The organism is Paenibacillus sp. OV219 (assembly GCF_900110075.1).
GTDB lineage: Bacteria > Bacillota > Bacilli > Paenibacillales > Paenibacillaceae > Paenibacillus_Z.
Genome location: NZ_FOCJ01000003.1, coordinates 393,280 through 412,918, shown reverse-complemented (window position 1 = coordinate 412,918; position 19,639 = coordinate 393,280). Strand labels below are relative to the sequence as shown.

Below are 19,639 nucleotides of genomic sequence, written 5' to 3'. Positions count from 1 at the left end.
CTCTCTCCTTTACTTGCATAATTATTTACCCGGTCTTGCTATAAAAGAGTCAATAACGGCAGACGTCCGTTCCATAATCGAGGTCGTTACCGGTTCGCGCTTGCTAAGTTGCTGCGCTTCCCAATGCTCTGGTTGATCAGCAAGCCGTTGAAAGACCCCTGCCGACATGAGCAGCAGCATAACGCACACTGCGATGAGATAATGAATGAGCGTCTGTCTGCGACTGCCTCTGCTTACCTTCTTGCGCCGCTGAACGGTCTCGCCTGCATGATTCTGAGGAGGGGAATGGACCGCCGCAAGCTCCGCCGCCTGCATCACAAGCGCTGGCTCTAACGCTCTCACTTGCTCCATGACTCGCTTCGTAATGGTATCCGCCGCCTGCTCGCTTAAATGCTCCACTTGCACTTGTAGGCCATCCGCATCCTCATCCGCACTCGTTAGCAGGTCCATATAGCGCGATAAACACGTCTCACATTCCGCCAGATGTGCCTCTGTCTCCAGTCTCTTCAGCTCCGGCAGCCTATCCTCCGCATAATCACTTAGGACCGCTTCATCAAGGTGATTCATTCCAAATCCTCCTCCTTCCAATGCTTGCGCATCCATTGTCTCGCCCGGTACAGCTTCGATTCGACACTCTTGATCTGCAGCTGCTCTTGCTCGGCAATTTCCTTCTGCGGCCGATCTTCCAAGAAGAAGGACCGCACAATGCTGCGGTAGCCCTCCGGCATCGCACCGACCAACGCCCGAACTCTGCGCCTGCGATCACGCTTCAATACCTCAGTCTCGGCAGGCAGCGCATGAAGCTGAACCGCCGACGTTCCGACGTTGGCTACGGCCTCTCGCTGCAGCAGCTCCGCCTTGCGGGCATTGCTCCGTTTGCAATCAATCGCAAGATTAACCGCAATTCGCGCCGCCCACGTCTTAAATCCTTCACCCCGATAGTTCCCAAGGGAGAGGTAGATTCGGACGAATGCCTCCTGCAGCATATCTTCCGCATCTGCCTTATCCCGCAGCACGCTCCAGATCAGCCGGTACAGCTCGTCCCGATACTGCGCTACAAGCTCGCTGTACGCCTCCCGATCCCCATCTCTAATTTGTGCAATTAACGCCTCGTCTCGAATCTCTCTCCCCCCTCTCACAAATGAATAGACGATTGTGTCCTCGCTTACCCCTGCACTCCGTGCAAACTTTTTAAGAGTTAACAAACAAAAAGCTCCCGCCATCAAGCGGAAGCTTCTTAACCTTTACTATGTATGCGGCAACTTATAGCGTAACCCAGCCAAGTTTAATCGAATTAATAACGGCTTGCGTCCGGTCATCTACTTCCATCTTCTGCAGGATGCTGCTGACATGGTTCTTGACCGTTTTCTCGCTAATAAACAGGAACTCGCCGATCATCTTATTGCTCTTGCCTTCTGCCATCAGACGAAGCACCTCGGCCTCACGACGAGTCAGCGGATTGTTATCGCCTGCGACGAACTTCACGCCAGCCTCACGTGTTGCAGCCGCTCCTGAAGTTGCACCGATCTCATCGAGGTACGTCATGCGACGCAGCTGATTAATCAGCTTGCCTGTTACCTTCGGATGGATGTACGCGTAACCGCTCACAACTGAACGAATGGCATTTGCCAGCGCCTCTGCCTCCATATCCTTCAGCAAATAACCGCTTGCACCTTTACGCAGTGTTTCAAATACGTAGCTTTCATCATCATGAATAGATAGAATAATAACTTTAACTTCCGGGAAAATATCACGCAGCCGCTCGGTTGCGATGACCCCATTCTCAATCGGCATATTAATATCCATCAGGACGACTTCCGGCTTGGTCTGGTTGCAGAATTCGAGCACCTGGATGCCGTCATTGCACTCGCCGATTACTTCTAAATCTTCTTCCATATTTAGAATCCGCTTTAAGCCTTCGCGGAAAAGCTGGTGGTCATCAGCTATCAATACTTTAATCTTGCGTTTCGCGTTTACAGCATTGTTTTCCATCGTTATTTACTCCTTTCTTTGATCCGCATTCATCGGGATATGAATTACTACTTTGGTGCCATCGTCCTTCTTAGACTCAATTTCCATCCTTCCATCAAGCAGCTCAACCCGCTCGCGCATGCCAATCAGCCCGAAGTGGTTGCTGTCGCTTATCTGCGACTCCAACGCATCTACATTGAAACCGACACCATTATCTCTTACGACGATTTTCATCATTTGTCCTTGATACGTAATTTCGAGCGAGACGAAGGATGGATTCGCATGCTTGAATGCATTCGTGAATGCTTCCTGGACCATGCGGAAAACGCCAGCTTCCATTGCTGATGGAAGACGAATCTCTTTCCCGATCGTATCGAACATTGTCCGAATTTTGCTTTTTTCCTCAAAATCTTGGATATATTTGCGAAGTGTTGGCACAAGTCCTAGATCATCTAACGCCATAGGTCGCAGATTGAAAATGATTTTGCGGATTTCTTCGATGCCGGAGCGCACTTGACTCTTCAGATCTATTAATTCTTCCTGGACGATTTGAAATTCCTGCTTAACTAGCATTCTTTCAGCAATTTCCGCCCTAAGAACTATATTTGCAAGCGACTGGGCGGGACCATCATGAATTTCTCTAGCAATCCGCTTACGCTCATCTTCCTGTGCCAATATAATTTTCAAACCGATTTGCTGCCTGTTCTTAGCCGATTCAAGAATGCGAGTGACCTGCGTGAGGTCACCCGACAAATATTCAAGCACGACGTTGATTTGAGAGGCAATAGATTCCGCACGCTCTATCGACTTCTCTACGCCCCGCACACGTTGCTGCAATTCATCGCGGCGAGACTTCAAGTAGGTCTCTTTCTCCCGGAACACCATGAGATCGAGCTGTAGCTGCGTCGCTTTCTCGTAGGCCGCTTTGATGTCCTCTTCCTTATATCGGACAAAGTCGCGACTTACTTCAGTCAAGCGGATTCGCGCTCTGCGGTAATCCAGCTCCAGCTTATCAACCTTATCGATAACGGCTCCTGTTTCAGCAATAACCTGGTTCAACTCTTGGCCTAGGGCAAACATTTCCTTGCGTGCGGACTCGCAAATTTCGAAGATTTGATATTTGCTGTCCTCCATCACAAGAACCGCGTTTTTAATTACACGATCTATGTCGTTAATGCGGTAATCCATGTTCTTACGGCCCACTTTCTACAAGTTCTACTAATTCTATCATACCACATAACGGTAGACTGGCGGGCATGTTACGAAACGGTAATCCTGCCCAATTTCTGATCCCAATCGACCGTCAGACCTAGCTGCTCGGACACGAGACGCACTGGAATGAGCGTCCGCCCGCTGCGCGTAATCGGCGCTACCTCTGCCTGCTTGCGAACGCCTGTAAGCAAGAAGTCCGTTTGACCAACCCACATTTCCAGCAGCTTGTCGCCACGAAGCACAGATACGCGCTTCGTCGCCGGATCCCAGCTCACCTGAGCGCCCATTGCTTCCGTTATGAATCGAAGCGGCAGGTATGTCGTCCCTTTCAGCAGCAGCGGCGCAACATCCAGTTTGTATGGCTTGCTGTCCACCATCGCGCTCTTGGAACCGAGCTTCAGTACAATTGGCACCCGCTCCGGCTCTGGCGTGACCGCAGGGTATTGGAAGGTTAGATTATCCCAGCCAATCGTGCCTGTCAGCTCCCGCTCATCCTGACCGTCCGCCAGTGAAGCGACGTAAAGACGTTTGAGCGTAATGGGATACGCCATCTGATCAGCTGGCAGAGACACCTTAATCTTCTTCCATCCTGTCCAGTCGACCTGTTTTGCAATCGTTATTAATTGGGCTGCACCTTTGCTGTCGATGAACTCAGCCCGAACCCAGTTCAAGCTGTTGTCGCCCATAACGTCGAGCGTCATCGACGAAGGATTGCCTTCTACCTTGCGCCCGCTGCCATTCAGTACCGCGTAAGCCGCCTTCGTACCGGTCCCGCCCGAGAAATCATAGGCGAGTTGCAGGACATTCGTCGTGTTCGTACCTGGCAATCCCGATACAACGGTAGAAGTTCCCATTACACCATTCGTACCTTGGAACGAAATTGGGTAGGTCTTCGCTTCAAAATCTTCAAATTTTTTGTCGGCGCCCGCAGCGAGTACCGCCATCGCGGAAAAACCGTCATAACGTGCGATCAAATACCCAGCCTTCGCTGCTGCGTTCACCGTGCCGATCTTCAGCGTACCGCCGTTCATCGTGCCTGTGAATCCGCGCATTTCCCATTGCAGTGAAGCTGCCGGCACTGTCATCTTCCGGCCATCGGTTAACGTCACATGCACCGGAACGGACAGCGACTTGCCTGCCTCAAGAACGGCTGCGCTTGGATCTACGCTCATCGAGGCTACCTGCGCGCCCCCGATAATTTCGAGCGGCAGCTTATCGCTAATCGAGCCGGACTTCACAGTAACAGACGTCTTGCCCGCCTTGGCCGCTGTGAACGTATTGCCCGCGAAAGCGCCGAGCGCATCGTCCATATTCCAAGTCTTCGTTAATGTACTTGGATCAAGCGGATTGTAAAATGTATCATAAGCGGTCATATCGTATGCCGCCTGCTGTCCGATAAAGAGGACGCTGCTGCCTTTGGCGATAACGCCTTTCAATTGCCCTTTCGGCGCGGTAGTGAAAACACCAAGGCCGTTCGTCACTTGTCGCTGCGTTGTGCCATACTCCGTCGGGAACGCAAGCAGCGTGCTTGTATCCCCAAGCGGACGGTCAATCATCGTCGTTGAGCCGCCGCCGTCGAGATTAACGCCACGCCATACATTCAGCTGCACCATTAATTGCTGCAGCTCAGGCAGTGTCACGCCCTGACTTGCTGTGCTGTCTTCGACGGTAATGATAAATACTTTCTTACCATCCTTCGAATACCCCACCGCCGTACGTGCACGGTCGCTGTTTGGACTGATGCTGCTTGGATTGCGCGAATATGCAGCAGATGCGCCTTGATCCACGAGTATGGTATGACCGCCGATGAGCATTTGCAGCGAATCCGGGTCGATCTTCTGCCCAGTCGACTGGGCAACCAGGTTATAGTTAGCCGTTACCTTCTGGCCGACTTGAAGATGCTCGCGCGCATATTGCGCTGCCTTGCCGTGCGTACGCAGAATGTAGCCGTCTGCCGGAATCGCGCCTGTAATCATGCTATTGTCCGCAAACTTTGTGACAACACCCTTCTGTACGAGCACCTCCGTCGGCGTCGTTGCGCTATCCGTGCTGTCAGGCCGCGTCTGTGTCCATGCGCTTGTATAGATGTACATCGCATTCACGTGGCTGTACGCATCGTCTGGATCCATCCGGTAGGCCGCCTTATTAATGCCGGTCAGAGCAAACGTCGTGCCGTCTGCCGCCTTCACTTGCCCGTCGAAGCTAAACATATCAATGAGCGGCTTGCGGTCCTTTGTCACGGCAAAAGCATACATCCCCGTCAGCTTGGATGGGCTCGAAACCAATGTGCCGCCAGATACTTCTGCACCAATTGGCGCGCCTTTGCCGCTGCTCGCAGTATTGAAATAGTCGCCATTCACACCGGCTACTGCGCCGGAGTTCTTCACCATATTGCCGACGGAGCTTACGCCCGTCACTGACCCGCTTTTGCCATTCATGACATCAAGCAACACATACGGATTCGTTAAATCTACTTCTATGACATGCACGTTCGACAAAACCGCGCCTGCGCCAGGCTTGCTTGTCCATGTATAATCGACTCGTTTCGCGCCTGCTGTTAGAATCTCTTCCCCGAGGCGCACGAGTTGTGCTTGCGATTGTTCTGTTACTGCTCCTGTATCGCTGCCCGCTGCTTGCGCAAATGCAGGCAAAGCTACGGATATCGGCTGAATGAGCAGTGCTGCTCCCAATGACAGTACAAGCAGCCGCTTCGCGTTCTTCTTCTCCTGTTTATCGCGCATCTGCGGCTTCCTATTAAGTCTCTCTTTCCTGTGCATCCTTCCCGCAACTCTCCCATCTATAAATCTATCTATACCTATAGACTATGAAACTAGTGGAAAGTTACGTTCGATAGAAGAATGCTATCGACATCATTCGACCGACAAAAAAAAGCTATCCGAGTCCTAAGGACCGAATAGCTCTTGATTACTTTAAATATTAATGAACTCCAAGTAGTTCAACAGTCGCTTCACCATAACGGCCGCCTCTGCGCGCGTCGCGTTATTCTTACCGCCGAACGCACCATTGGACATGCCGTTTATGACGCCCGCTTCAACAGCCTTCGCTACATCTGTCTGCGCCCACGTACCGATTTTGGCACGGTCCGTAAACTTCTTCAGCACCTCCGCTGTTGTTTGCTGCGGTACGATTTGGACACCTGCTGAGCTTGCTGCACGCACCATCATGGAAGCCATCTCTTCACGCGTCACCGGATTGTTCGGCTTGAAGGTACCGTCCGTCGTCCCTTGGACGATGCCTGCCTTACTCGCTGCGCCGATGTAAGCGGCAAGGATCGTGTTCGTGTTCACGTCCTTGAACTTCGCCGCTGCACTGCGGTCACCGGTGAGGCCAAGCCCCTTCGCAATGAACATCGCGAACTCGCCGCGTGTAATCGCCTTGTTCGGCGCGAAGGTCGTCAGCGTATTACCTTCGACAATAAATTTGTTTGCCAATAGAAGAATGTCGTTGCGGGCCCAATGTTTCGTAATATCAGTGTAATTCACGGAGCCCTTCACAACAGCATAAACGCTATTCCCTTTGCGCTTGAAGCTGACAACGCTTTGGCCGTCTTCTTGGGTGGTTACCTGCGTCGGTGCATAAGAGATTTTGCCGGTTTGCGGGTCTAACCATACTACCGCGATTTGTCTGCCATCCACGATGTCAGAGGTCTTGATTGTACGGGTCACATAGCCGCTGAAATCATCAAAGTGTTTCGTCTGACCGTTACTGCTCACCGCGAGATCGAAGCTGACCGGACTAACCAACGTTTGAACATTCGCAGCGCTTAGCTTATTGTTCAGCGCCGTCGCCAATGTGCCTGCATCTGTATCAATAGATACGACCAACTGGCCAACAGCGCTCGCTGCATTCATCATTTGGCCGAGCTGCGTATAATTCAGCGCATTAAGCGGGATTTCATAAGTCACATTCTGATAGGCAATGACGAACGATGCATTCGGTGTTGCCTTCTTCACATCTTCAAGTGCCGCTAACGGGAGGGCAACCATTGCTGCACTCTCTGTATCCGGCACGGTGAAGACAACTTTCGGCTCCATGCCGCCTGTCTTGCGAATCGTATTGTAGGCGTTGTTGACCTTCTCCGCTGAAAGCGCAAATTGGTTCACTGTGCTGCCCGCCGGAGAAACTGCAGACAACGTCGTTGCTGCTGATGCCATGATGCCGAGGCCGCCGCCTTCCGCTGGGGCGTAATCGCCGCCCGCGTTATCATCCCATGTTGTCTGGTTCGCTGCGCTTACTCCCGAGAAGGATGGAGCAGTCGAGCCTGACGTCGACCGAATGCCGACACTGCTGGAGCTGTAGCTTACCGTTACAGTATCGCCGATCGCAACAGGCGTATAAAGCGACAGTACGACGGTCGAGCCGCTCACTTCAGCCGATGAGACTGGACGTGCCACCGTATTCACCTTCACTTCAAACATCGAGGTCGAAGGCTGATAGGAAGTATTCAGAGACTCGCTGAACGTCGCTGTGACACTTCCGCCTTTGGCAATGATACCGTTAAGCGTCATTGTAGCGCCAGTATTGCCGTTTACATCCATGCTACCAAACACCGGGGCATAGTTGCCGTTAAGATCAACAACTGCCGGTGTACCGCTCAGGTAAGTGACGAGTACCTTATCGCTTGCCGTTGTAGCAATGGATAAGGTAAGTAGGACTTGCGTGCCACTAACGCGAACATATGAAACAGGACGAAGCACGCCTCCCACAGTAACGTAGTACGCTGACGCCAGCGGTATTTTGGAAGTATCCAACTCTTCATCATAGGTAAGCGTTATGGTTGTGCCTGACGCTGTAATCGTCTTCAGCTCCGGTGCTCTCAGATCCTCGCCATTCTGAATCGTGAAGTTACTGAATGATACGAGCGCATTACCCGCCACATCCCGCACAGGGTATGAGCCGGTCGATGAGTACGATAATGTCACTGCAAGGCCAGATGCTGCCGTGTTCCCGGCATAGGTCAGATACATCACATTGCCCGCGCCTACGGTTTGCGTTACAGCGCGCGTTTCGCCGCCTACTTTAACCGTGAACTGTGAGTATGAAAATGGGCTGACGCTGGCTAACTCTTCGCTGAACGTAAGTGTAATCATGTTGCCGGTTAGCGAGCCCTCCAGCTGCTTAGGAACTGTTGTATCTGGCACATTCGTTACCGTATAGTTCGATAAGCTCGCAGCCAACGTTCCTGTCGAATCCTTAACCGGCGAATCTCCAGGCGTATATGATAGTTTAACGATTTCGCTGTAGGACACACTGCTTTGCAGCGTCAGAGTAACGACTTTGCCGCTAATTGAAACCCCAGTAACTGCTCGTCCTGTGCCGTTCACGGTTACGAAATAGTTCGCCGGAGCTGGATTTGTCTCCGTGCTCGTGTCCAAGTTCTCATTATACGTGATGGCGATTTTGTTGCCGTTAACCATCTCTGCCTTCGACACGGTAGGCGCGCCTGACGTACTGGTTGATGTCTTGAATGTCCATTGGTACATATTCAGAATGCCGTCGAAGCTGTTGCCTGCCACATCCGTCACGGCATTTGCCTTAATCTCCACATAATAATTCGTCGTAACCGCCATTAATCCGGTAACAGTGATCAGTAGCTTCTTATTATTATTCGGATCAATCGAGAGTGACGTCGCTACAGGTGAATTGCCGGTACCTGAGATACGCTTCATCGTAATTCCATCGGGATTTGCGATCAGAATTGCTTCATTGAACAGCAGCTCGAACTTAGCGCCTGTAACAGGCACATCCACTGCGGAGGTGGCAGGTGTCTGCGTAACCATCAACGGCTTCACACTGTCATTGGTCACTTTGAACTTCCAGCCGGTCTGGCCTGTCAATCCGCTATAGTAGTTGCCGCTTGCATCAGCAAAGGCTTGGCTGTCGATTTCCACATAATAAGTCTGACTGTTTACAAACTTCTGCGCCGTATCGCCGGTTACAGTAATTGTCGCCGTCCCGCCGCCGCTTACATTGCTCGATCTCACATCATACGAAGCAAACACGGAACCCGACGGATAGTTGCGAATTGTAATAAATCCTCTTCCTTGATAAACCGGCTCATCGAAATTCATCACAAGCTTAACGATTGTTGATGGCTGCGTAGTCAGTGGCTCTCTCGCTGTCTTCAGCGTTGGTGCCGTTACGTCATTGCCTGGATTCGTTGTAAAGTTCCAAGTCGTTGCATCGGTTATCCCCTCATACAACGATTCGAAATCATCGATGAACGCACCGGAATCGATAAGAACGTAGTACCCCGTATTCGGAGCAAGATCGTTCGTTGGGTTAATAATGATATCCGTGCCGCCCATATCATTATCGGCAGTCGTTACATTGCTGGACTTTACACTGATAGATTGAATCAATTTATTGTCCGAAATGCGCTGAATCTTGATCGTCTTCGCTGGTGTTACCTGATTCACAACGACATGCGCTGGGAAGCTGAGCACCAGGTCCGAGCCAATTGGCACGCCAAACTCATTATCAGGTGGCTGCAACGATACATCACCTAGCGCTGGCTGGGACGTCGTAAACTGCCACGCATCCGCACCAATGCCCGCGAATTTATGTCCGGAAGCGTCTTGGAAAGCACCGTTTGGCACCCTTACTTCATAGCTCACCTGTCGATCTGCCGTGCTAGGTTTAAGCGAATTCGGCAGTTGAACCGTAATCGTATCTGTCCCGCTTCCCGTAACGTACAGCGAGTTGACCGGGATGCTTTGCTTGTCCGAAGCAGTTGCTAAATTCGTAATCGTAATATTGCCGCTCGTTGCAAATACAGGCTTACTGAAGACGATCGTGAGCGGCGTGTTCACACCCGCCATATCTCCCAGAGCTGGTGTTAGCGGTGATACCGCCTCGGACAGGACCGGAGGATCCGCATCTTCGTCGGTAATTGTCGCGAAAGTCCAATCAACCGCACTTGTTAAGCCTAAATAGTTGGCGCCATTGCCTTCGTTCACAAACGCGCCGCTGTCTATCGTCACGTAATAGCTCGTGTTCTTCTGCAGTACGTTCGTCGCTGGCGTAACCGTAACGATACTGTGGTTGGTAGAGCTAACGACCACTTTACTATCGGTTGCGACAACAAACGATGCGACGACTGCGTTGTCGAGCTGCTTATGGATTTGAATGGCAGCTGATCCCGCACCTTTTTTCACATTCTCATCAAAAGATAAAATCAGCTTCGTGTTTATAGCCACACTAGTCGCGTTGTTCGACGGCGAGGAGCTTAACATAACAGGTCCGCTCGATGCTGCCGATGCCTGAGGCAGCGCTCCGAGTCCGCCAACTGCGAATTGTACCACTAATAATGCTGCAATTAAGAAAGATATCCATCTACGATTTCGGATCAATCCAACTCACTCCCCAATAAATGACACTCGTACTATATTTTTCGGTCAGGAGAGGTTCGAAATGAAGACGTCAGTGTCAAAATTCGCATGAAAAAACCGCCCCTGCAAGCAGAGACGGTTTATTGTAACGATATAATTAGCGCAGTGCGTCAGCTTTCAGCTTATCCGCTCTGTCAACGCGTTCCCACGGAACATCGATGTCTGTGCGGCCGAAGTGACCGTAAGCAGCTGTTTTGCTATAAATTGGGCGACGCAGGTCAAGCATCTTGATGATGCCAGCAGGACGAAGATCGAAGTTATTCTTGATAACTTCAACAAGCACTTCTTCGTCTACGTTGCCTGTGCCATAAGTGTCAACGTTGATGGAAACCGGGTTAGCTACGCCAATCGCGTAAGCAAGTTGGATTTCACATTTGTCAGCAAGGCCTGCTGCAACGATGTTCTTCGCCACATAACGTGCTGCATATGCTGCAGAACGGTCAACTTTAGTTGGATCCTTACCGGAGAAAGCACCGCCGCCGTGACGAGCGTAACCGCCGTACGTATCAACGATGATTTTACGGCCAGTCAGACCAGCGTCACCTTGCGGACCGCCGATTACGAAACGGCCAGTTGGGTTGATGAAGTATTTCGTCTCTTCATCCAGCCATTCTGTAGGAACAACTGGTGCGATAACGTGCTTGCGGATGTCCGCTTGGATTTGCTCAAGCGTAATTTCTTCCGCGTGCTGTGTCGAAACAACGATTGCATCGACGCGTACCGGCTTGCCGTCTAGGTATTCAATTGTTACTTGAGTTTTACCGTCCGGACGGAGGTAATCCAAAGTACCGTTCTTACGAACTTCCGCCAATTGACGCGAAATGCGGTGCGCAAGTGCGATTGGAAGCGGCATAAGCTCAGGTGTTTCGTTGGATGCGAAACCGAACATCAAGCCTTGGTCGCCTGCACCGATATCTTCGTTCTCTTGACGAACGTCTACGCCATCACGGGATTCAAGCGCTGCGTTGACGCCTTGCGCGATGTCCGCGGATTGCTCGTTCAGGGATGTAAGAACCGCACATGTGCTGGAGTCAAAGCCGTATTTGGCACGTGTATAACCAATTTCCTTGATTGTACGGCGAACGATCGCTGGAATATCAACATAATCCGCCTTCGTGCTAATTTCACCAATAACGAGTACCAAGCCTGTTGCAACGGATACTTCACATGCTACGCGCGCGTAAGGATCTACCTCAAGAAAGGCATCCAATACCGCGTCAGAAATTTGGTCACATATCTTATCCGGGTGGCCTTCAGTAACAGACTCCGATGTGAACAAATGACGTCCTTTAAGTGACATCTAATACCAACCTCCTACTGCTTCTAAATTGTTAAGTATGATGCATATAATGCACATTTTGCTGGGACTCTATAAAGAAATCGTTTGTCCCATACGGGATCTAACGCTGAACGTTTCGATTCCAAAAAATGAACCTTTTCCAATTGGAAAAGGTCTCATTAATAACTCTCTAAAATATGATACCGAAACTGTCGCTTTGTGTCAATGGATACGCGCCGTGCTTCACAAACCTTTAAGAACTCGCTCGGCTTCTGCAACCAAACGCCTTGTCATACTTCCGCCTATAGAGCCGACATCTCTTGTCGCCATCTGCTCCCAGTTCACATGTCCGCTAGCACCAGATCCGCTTGTACCTCCTAGTTCTGAAGCAAACTCCGTATCCCCAGAACCAGCTGCATACCCGCCTGATATCAATCCAAGCTCAGCTGCGATCTCATATTTCATTTGGTTCAGCGCTTGTGCACATTCAGGTACAACTTTGCGATTACTTCTGGACATCAGATAAGCACCTCCTAATGGGATGCTTATATTGTGTGCCGGGCCTAGACATTCGAAGCGGATAACATGTTGTCAGTTCGGGTAAAAATAACTATTGCTGCACTTGCAGCTCATAATCACCGCGAACAAGTACAGTTAATGCGCTTGTTTGCCCAACCTGCGCCGTAACGCCGCGTCCACCGCGAGGGAACAGAATGAGATGGTTGTTCGGTACAGGCTTACCGCTAGTAATATCCGTACCGTCAGTCAAGTCGGAGATGCCGTTGCTGTCTGCACTGTAAGCCATCGCTTTACCCGCGCGAACAATAAACTCAGCGCCATCCTTCGCCACGAGGCGCTTCCCAACAGGTACGGAAACAACTTCCACCTTCTGACCGCCTTTATTCTGCTCGAGCTCGGCACGGAATTCGTCAAGCGTCTTCTGCAGCTGCGTATCATCCTGCCCGCCCTGCTGCTTGGCTAGCTCTGCCTTCACGAGGTCGCTTACCTTCTTATCAATGTAGCTCTTCGTTACGACAGGGTCATTGACGGAGCCAGGGACGACGGAATTCCCGTCACCCCTAACCTGAGTTGTCACCACGCTTACCACTACTAAACCAATACCCACGACAGAACCGAGCACGGCCAGTTTTGTTCTCTTATTCAAACTGCAGTTCACCTCTTAACTTCAGTACCCGCTTGCCGTCCGGCTCTGAGTCGCGATCAACCTCTTGTGACCTTGGAACTCATCATAAATATTAAGGGTCGTATTTCGGAACATGGCTCCAATAAGCTTCTCATCATCGAATGAAACGGATCCTCGGAGTGTAGTCCCCAGCTTCAGAGCGTTGTCCCCTTCCTCCAAGCTAAAGGTTTGTTCGAATTTATTATCCTTGTCTACAAGCTCAATAACTAGTTTATGAGTTCCTGCCACTTTCTCATATTCAACGAGCCTGGATAGATCGTATTCGAAGTCGAAGTTGATTTGGTGATTGTCCGCGAGATACGATACGAGCTTACGAATGGAGATCTTGTAAGGATTAATAGCTAGATTCTCAAAGTCCGTCTTCGCCGTCACCTGCTCTTTCGGCATCTCGTATTGAACGGCATTTACCATGCCGTCAGCCGTACCGCCAGTTGGCGTGAATTGATTTTGCGTAATGCCTTGACCAACAACAAGCTGAACGTCGGTTAAATCATAATCTTCAGGGAAGGATGCGTAAGCCATTACAAGTGAAGCCTTGTTCGGAGTCACCTTATCCTTCACGTTCAGGAACTCTGCTTGAACAAAGTTACCGTCCTTCGTCTTGAAATAAGCCTGTAGATTGGCAGGGTTAGAGAAGCGCGACTCAACACTCGAATAATCAAACTCTGCATATAGCAGCTTCGAATCATTCTCTTCATCCAGGTACGTTCCAACTTGACCAATCTTCACCGTCGCTGAACGTCCAACACCTTGAACACTCATGCTCTCTGTCGATTTGACGACCGGAAGCTGCATCTTATCGTTTGCAATCTGGAATTGGCCAATTGGCGTTGATGCATCGCCGTTCGCACCCGCTGCTTCAGAGAGTGAGATCGTGATATCACTGGAGGCAAAAGTGTACGGCACCTTCGTGCTAACGATATACAGTGTGTAATCGCCGCCTGCGATAGCAACAGATTGGTCCATCTTAATGAGCTGGATATCTTTATCATCGACAGTAAAGCCGCTCAGTTGAATAGATGCTTTGATATTCGGCAATGATTTTGTCGCAAACTGCGGGTTACGAACGGAAATAACCGCATTAATCATATCTTCATTGCCCCAGGCCAATCGCTCTGCGCGAAGAACCGAGAACTCGAACAATCCTTGTTGCGTAACATACTGGATCGCGCGTTCCGTTCCGCTCTGTTGCGATTGAGCAGGAACCTGGAAGAGCGCGGCAACGTAGCCCTTCTTATTCGTATCGCTTGTTTTACGCATAATCAGTTTCAAGCCGGTCATGTTGGCTTTCTCCGGCAATGTGAATTGCAAGTATTGCTCTCGCTCAATACCAGGCGATAGCTCTACGTTTGTCGTCGGCGCTTGCTTGGTTGGATAGAGCGCACCATCGCTTGTCATTAAGAAATAGCTGTAGTTTGGCAAAGTAACTGTCGATTTACCGCTGTTATTAAAGTTCACATACATGGACAGTACATGGGTGTCGCTGTTCTGATCATAGAAAGCATTCTTAATCTGCGTTTTCACAGGCATACTATCAACAGTCACATTACCGGCACCGCCTGCTTTGACGTATGTACTCGCTTCAGGTAGTGGTTTCACGACATAACTTGCAATTGGCGCTTCAAGCTTCGTATCCGGGTTCGTACCTGTTACAACGAGCTGCATGTTCGGATCAACCTTCGTGATTGGCAATGCGCCATATAACAGGATCTCTTTAGATTCCCCAGGAGCGAGCTGCTCGTCCGCTGATATCTCTGCGCCTAACTTCGTCAAAGTACCACCTGTGCGCTTGATGTAATAATTCAAGTTGGATAGTGGAATACTCTCTGTACTGTAATTGGTCACCCTGTAAATGACGACAGCATCAAGCTGTCCGCCGATCAAATTAAATCGGGAGCGAGGAACGATGCTGCTCATTTTCAAGTTGTTGAATTTAACGACTTTACCTGTGCCCGCTGGGACAACTGTGTTCAGGCCACTCTGTCCCCCCGATTGAGTAGGAACTTGGAGAAGACCAACTACGTAGCCCTTTTTATTGGTATCGCTCGTTTTACGAACAACAAGCTTAAGTCCATCGCTCTTCACCGATAATGGTAATGAGAATTGCAAGTATTGATCACTCTCAATACCAGGTGATAGATCGACACTGCTAGCCTGAACTTGTGTTTGTTTGGCTGGGTAGAGCGAACCGCTGCTCGTCATAAGATAGTAGCTATAGTTCGGTAGAGTTACGGAGTTCTTGCCTTTGTTATTGAAATTGAGATACATCGACACCGACTGTGTCACATTATCGCGGCTATAGAATACATCGCGGATCTTCGAATCCACAGGTGTACTATCAATAGTTAGTTTCTCTGCTGAACCCGGCTTTACAAAGATGGAGCTTGCGATAACCGGCTTAATAGAATAGGTTGCAACGGGGGTTTCTGTTTTGGCTTCACCAACGGCGCCTGTTACGACTAGCTGCATGTTCGGGTCCACCTTCGTAATTGGAAGGCTTCCGTAGAGTTGAATATCTTTCGTAGCCCCAGGTGCGAGCTGCTCATCTGGCGAGACATCGACATTTAGCTTGCCGAGCAAACCGCCTGAACGTTTTATGTAGTAGTTCAAATTACCGAGTGCTATATTTTGCGAGCTGTAATTGGTCAAACGATAAACAAGCACACCTTCAAGCTGCCCGCCAATTACGGCAAAGCGTGAGCTTGCAAGTACGCTGCTCATCTTCTGACTGTTATATTTCACGACTTTAGCTGATCCTGCTGCAATAACGGGGTTATAGCTTGTTGGAACAGAAACTTGTCCGATTGTTCTTGTGTAATCCGGTTGGCTGAAATCCCATTTCACAAGCTTAAATGAGAAGTCAGACAAGCTCAGCTTTGAGTTCACCTTAGCTGTAAAATGATACTCCGTCGTTGTCTTAGCAACAACTTTATTATTCTTAGCGTCTGAATCGTTCATCTTAATCGTATATTTCGTTCCGCTCTTGGTCCACATCTCGACCCAGTAATCACTGAAATCTAGCTCACTATTAGAATTGTTATACACGGATACTGTGAAGTAAGCCGTCTTATCTGAATCGCCATACAAGAATTGTAGATCCGTAACTTGCGCGTAACTACCGCCGCCAAGGCTAAACGACTTAATCCCGCTTGCAGAAGCTGTCGAGCTCGACGATGCTGCAAATACATTAACGGGCTGAAGAATATCTGTCACTGGCATTATTACTGTTGAAGCTATTAGTAGAGAAAGGCCCGTACGCTGAATCAATCGCATCTAATCATCATCCTTTTTGTAGAATCTACTGATATAGACGAATATGGGTACGAAAAGTTTCATGTAAGAAAAACAGGACCGATTGCTCGATCCTGATTAACGATTTCCTGTAGAAAGAAAAGCCCCGAAGAGAATTCTCTCAACGAGGCTTTTCGGCGCAACTTAGATAGTGATAAACACTATGATGCCCAAATTACTTGATTGTAACTGTGAACGTTTGAGCTGCAAGACCTGCAGTTTCAATTTTCACTTTAACTGTGTCACCAGTTGCAAGACCAGTTACTGCAGCACCTGCAGTACCATTTGCATCAATAGCACCTGCTACAGAAGTAAGGTTCGAGAATGTCAGGATAGTACCTGCATCAAGATTATCCGTCTCAGTCTCTAGACCGTACTGGTCAACGTAGTACAGGTTTGCTTCAATTGTTGCAAGGTTCAGTGTAGCAGTAGTGTACTCCAGTGCTGTAAGAGCATCGCCGCCAGAAGTACCATCCGAAGCAAGAGCGAACTTCACAGCTTTACGAGCTTCAGCAGATACAGTTACTTTTTGAGTAACAGTTGAAGCTGCATCGTCTTTAATTACTGCTTTGAATGTAAAGTCTTTAGTTACTCCCTGGGTAGTTACGCTATCTGTATCGATTACTGTATCAGCTAGTGCAGCAGCAAGGGATACCTTGTTGTTGTTTGTGCCATCAACTGTAAATTCTGTTGGCTTAACAAGGTTGTATTGATCAGCCTTCAACAATGTTTTGGAACCATCTGCTTTTACGCCATACACTTTGAAGTCATACTTTGTAGTGTCGTTGTAAACTACAGCTGGAGCTGCAATTTCAAAGCTAGCGAAGTCAGCAACGCCTACTTTGGAGAACGTTACATCTTTGGAAGTAGCTGCGATAACATGATCACCCTCATCTGAGGAGAGTGCGAAAGTTACCTTCTCAGTGCTGTTAAGACCAGCATCACCTTTAGCAGTCAATGTGATAACATCATCGTCTTCAGTAATTACTTGCTTAGCAGCATCTGAATCCGCTGCACCTGTAGCATTTACCTCAAATGGTGATTTATCAGTTGCAGCATCGTAAGTGCTAGTTACAACAAGTGCATTGTCATCAGCTTCGATCCACTCGTTCACCTTAGCATCTGTCATTACACGACCGTATTGGTCTTCAACGATCAGATCTTGAGCTTTGATGTCTTGAGTCAGACCAACACTGATCGACTTTTGAATTTCTTTGTCAAGACCAGTAATTACAGCTGGTTTAGCAGCAGCGCGCACTGTGTAGTTAACAGTTACGATTTGTTGTGTAGGCTTAATCGTTACAAGAGCAACGTTTGGACCTTCAGCAGGTGTTGGAACTTTCACGTAGACAACGCCAGCATCTTTAACAAGTGTATTACCAGTAGCAACGCTGATACCGCGAGTTGCACTGTTCAATACGTCAAGATCTGTAATTGCATTACCGGATTTGTCCAAAACTGTCAAAGGAAGAAGAGCATCTTCGCCAGCTGCTACCAAAGCAGGTTGGCCGATTGTAACCGAGTTAGCGCGAGCGCCTTCAGCCACTACTACGTCCTTAGCTGTGGATTTACCAGTCTTTTTGGAGATCAAAGTGATAGTCGATGAACCAGCTTTCAGGCCAGCTACTGGTGCTTCAAGAGCGATCAGCACTTTGCCATCTACAGTTGTAGTATCTAGGACAGGCACTTGATTATTATCATCAAGGTTAACGATAGTGCTGTTTGTTTCGCTAACGATCAGGTTAGCTTCTTCTGGCGACGAAATCACATTGCCGTATTGGTCTTTAACTTCGATTTCCAAGAAGAATTTATCTTTGGAAAGATCAGTTGTTTCAGCAAGTGTTTTGTTGTCTTTGTTGTAGACGCCTACGATTGCAACTTGGGACTCAGTTGCTTCTGCTACTACAGTTACAACAGCAGTTGTAGTTACGTTGGAATCAACATTGATGATTGTGAATGCAATTGTTTTGTTAGTAACAATGTCATAAGGACCATCGAAGTGTACTTTCCCTTTAGAAGGATCAGCAGTACCGGAAGAAGTAATAACGGAAGTTACTTTAGTGATATCCTCACCGTATTGGTTCGTCACTTTGTAAGCAACATCTACGCTGTTATCAGCAAGAATTGGCGCTTCTGCAGTAAGAACTTCGATCTTAGCAACTTTCTCGTCTGCAGTAGTTACTGTGCCGGAAAGTACAGTACCTTCAACTAGACCAGAAACGTTTACAGCGTACTCACCTTTAGAGATCTTGCTAGTAAGTTCAACAGTAGCTTCTGTTTTAGCTTCATTGAAAGTGATTGCAGAAGTGTTGATTTTCACACCGTCTTTTTTCACTTCAAAAGTTGCTTTTGCAGTGTCAACAGCTTGGTTGAATGCTACTTTAAGAGTTTTAGAAGTAGCTGCAGTTACGCTATCAAGTTTGATAGCTGCAAGTGTTACTTCAACTTCGTAGGACTTACCGTTGTAATCAACGGATACTTTAGTTGGAGTGCCAGCAACAAGTGCAGTGTCAAGAGCTTTCTTAACTACGCCACCATCAGTGAACGTAACTTCGATGTTCTTGGAATCCACAACAACTGCTGATTTAACTGCTACTTGAGTAGCGCCGTAAAGTGTGTAAGCTACGTTGATAAGCTGTTCGCGAACAGCGTTAGCTTTGTAGTTGCTGGATTCTTCAACAAAACCAGCTTTGATTGCTGCTGCTACATAAGCTTTAGCCCATGCAGATACTGCGCCAGCAACAGTTGCGTTCTCATCGATAGCAACTTTAGCGAACAGGTCAGCTACTTTAGCGATTTGTTCGATTGTTACTTTACCGGATGGACCGAATTTGCCGCCGCCAAGACCGTTAAGAAGGCCTGCTTTAGTTGCAGCGCCGATGTAGCCAGCTGCCCAGTGAGCTGCAGGTACGTCGGAGTAAGTTGCAGCAGTTGCGTCTGGAGTCAGACCAGCTACCAGTGTAAGTACTTTCGCGAACTCAGCGCGAGTCATTTCTTTTTCAAGACCTGCGGAACCGTCTGGGTAGCCGCTAACGATTTGTGCTGCTTTAAGTGCGTCAAACTTTTCTTGCGGCGACAACGTTGGAGCGTTGTCAGCGAATACTGCGGATGCAGATGTAAGTGTCATAGCTGCTGCTACGATAAGGGATAAACTTTTCTTCATAACCTTTTTGTCTCCTCCTCTAAATACCTGTGGTTCTTGAGAGTTTTGTTTAGAATATGTTTTGCTCGTTTGTCTCATTGGCCGATTCACCCCCTTTCACGAGTTGA

Annotated in this window: 11 protein-coding genes; all 11 read right to left on the bottom strand. The window is 48.9% G+C overall.

Annotated elements, in window-relative coordinates; all coding sequences use genetic code 11:
- Nucleotides 1-21: 21 nt before the first annotated feature.
- Nucleotides 22-567: an anti-sigma factor family protein gene (locus BMY11_RS11500; protein WP_090575443.1), complete on the bottom strand. Its 546-nt coding sequence runs from the start codon at nucleotides 565-567 to the stop codon at nucleotides 22-24.
- Nucleotides 564-1,205, bottom strand: a complete 642-nt coding sequence (locus BMY11_RS11495; protein ID WP_177182598.1) for an RNA polymerase sigma factor — start codon at nucleotides 1,203-1,205, stop codon at nucleotides 564-566. Before BMY11_RS11495 ends, BMY11_RS11500 begins: the two co-directional genes overlap by 4 nt.
- A 58-nt stretch (nucleotides 1,206-1,263) precedes the next feature.
- The gene (locus tag BMY11_RS11490; protein ID WP_090575439.1) at nucleotides 1,264-1,992 is read right to left on the bottom strand and encodes a response regulator; all 729 of its coding nucleotides are present in this window, start codon (nucleotides 1,990-1,992) and stop codon (nucleotides 1,264-1,266) included.
- Between the two features lie 6 nt (nucleotides 1,993-1,998).
- Entirely contained in the window at nucleotides 1,999-3,159 is a 1,161-nt protein-coding gene (locus BMY11_RS11485; protein WP_090575437.1) for a sensor histidine kinase, read from the bottom strand.
- A gap of 71 nt (nucleotides 3,160-3,230) precedes the next feature.
- Nucleotides 3,231-5,924, bottom strand: a complete 2,694-nt coding sequence (locus BMY11_RS11480; protein WP_090575434.1) for a stalk domain-containing protein — start codon at nucleotides 5,922-5,924, stop codon at nucleotides 3,231-3,233.
- 189 nt (nucleotides 5,925-6,113) lie between these two features.
- Nucleotides 6,114-10,556, bottom strand: coding sequence for an Ig-like domain-containing protein (locus BMY11_RS11475; RefSeq protein ID WP_090575432.1), 4,443 nt, complete (start codon nucleotides 10,554-10,556; stop codon nucleotides 6,114-6,116).
- Nucleotides 10,557-10,692: 136 nt separating this feature from the next.
- Nucleotides 10,693-11,895 (bottom strand): methionine adenosyltransferase, encoded by a 1,203-nt coding sequence (gene metK, locus BMY11_RS11470; protein ID WP_090575430.1) that lies wholly within the window; start codon nucleotides 11,893-11,895, stop codon nucleotides 10,693-10,695.
- A gap of 222 nt (nucleotides 11,896-12,117) precedes the next feature.
- Nucleotides 12,118-12,393 carry an alpha/beta-type small acid-soluble spore protein gene (locus BMY11_RS11465; RefSeq protein WP_090575427.1) on the bottom strand — a complete coding sequence of 92 codons (276 nt, stop codon included), beginning with the start codon at nucleotides 12,391-12,393 and terminating at the stop codon, nucleotides 12,118-12,120.
- A 91-nt stretch (nucleotides 12,394-12,484) separates the two neighbouring features.
- Entirely contained in the window at nucleotides 12,485-13,039 is a 555-nt protein-coding gene (locus tag BMY11_RS11460) for a hypothetical protein (protein ID WP_090575424.1), read from the bottom strand.
- 21 nt (nucleotides 13,040-13,060) lie between these two features.
- Entirely contained in the window at nucleotides 13,061-16,351 is a 3,291-nt protein-coding gene (locus tag BMY11_RS11455; RefSeq protein ID WP_090575422.1) for a hypothetical protein, read from the bottom strand.
- Nucleotides 16,352-16,544: 193 nt separating this feature from the next.
- On the bottom strand, nucleotides 16,545-19,610 hold the full coding sequence (locus BMY11_RS11450) for an S-layer homology domain-containing protein (RefSeq protein ID WP_090575419.1): 3,066 nt from the start codon (nucleotides 19,608-19,610) through the stop codon (nucleotides 16,545-16,547).
- Nucleotides 19,611-19,639: the final 29 nt, after the last annotated feature.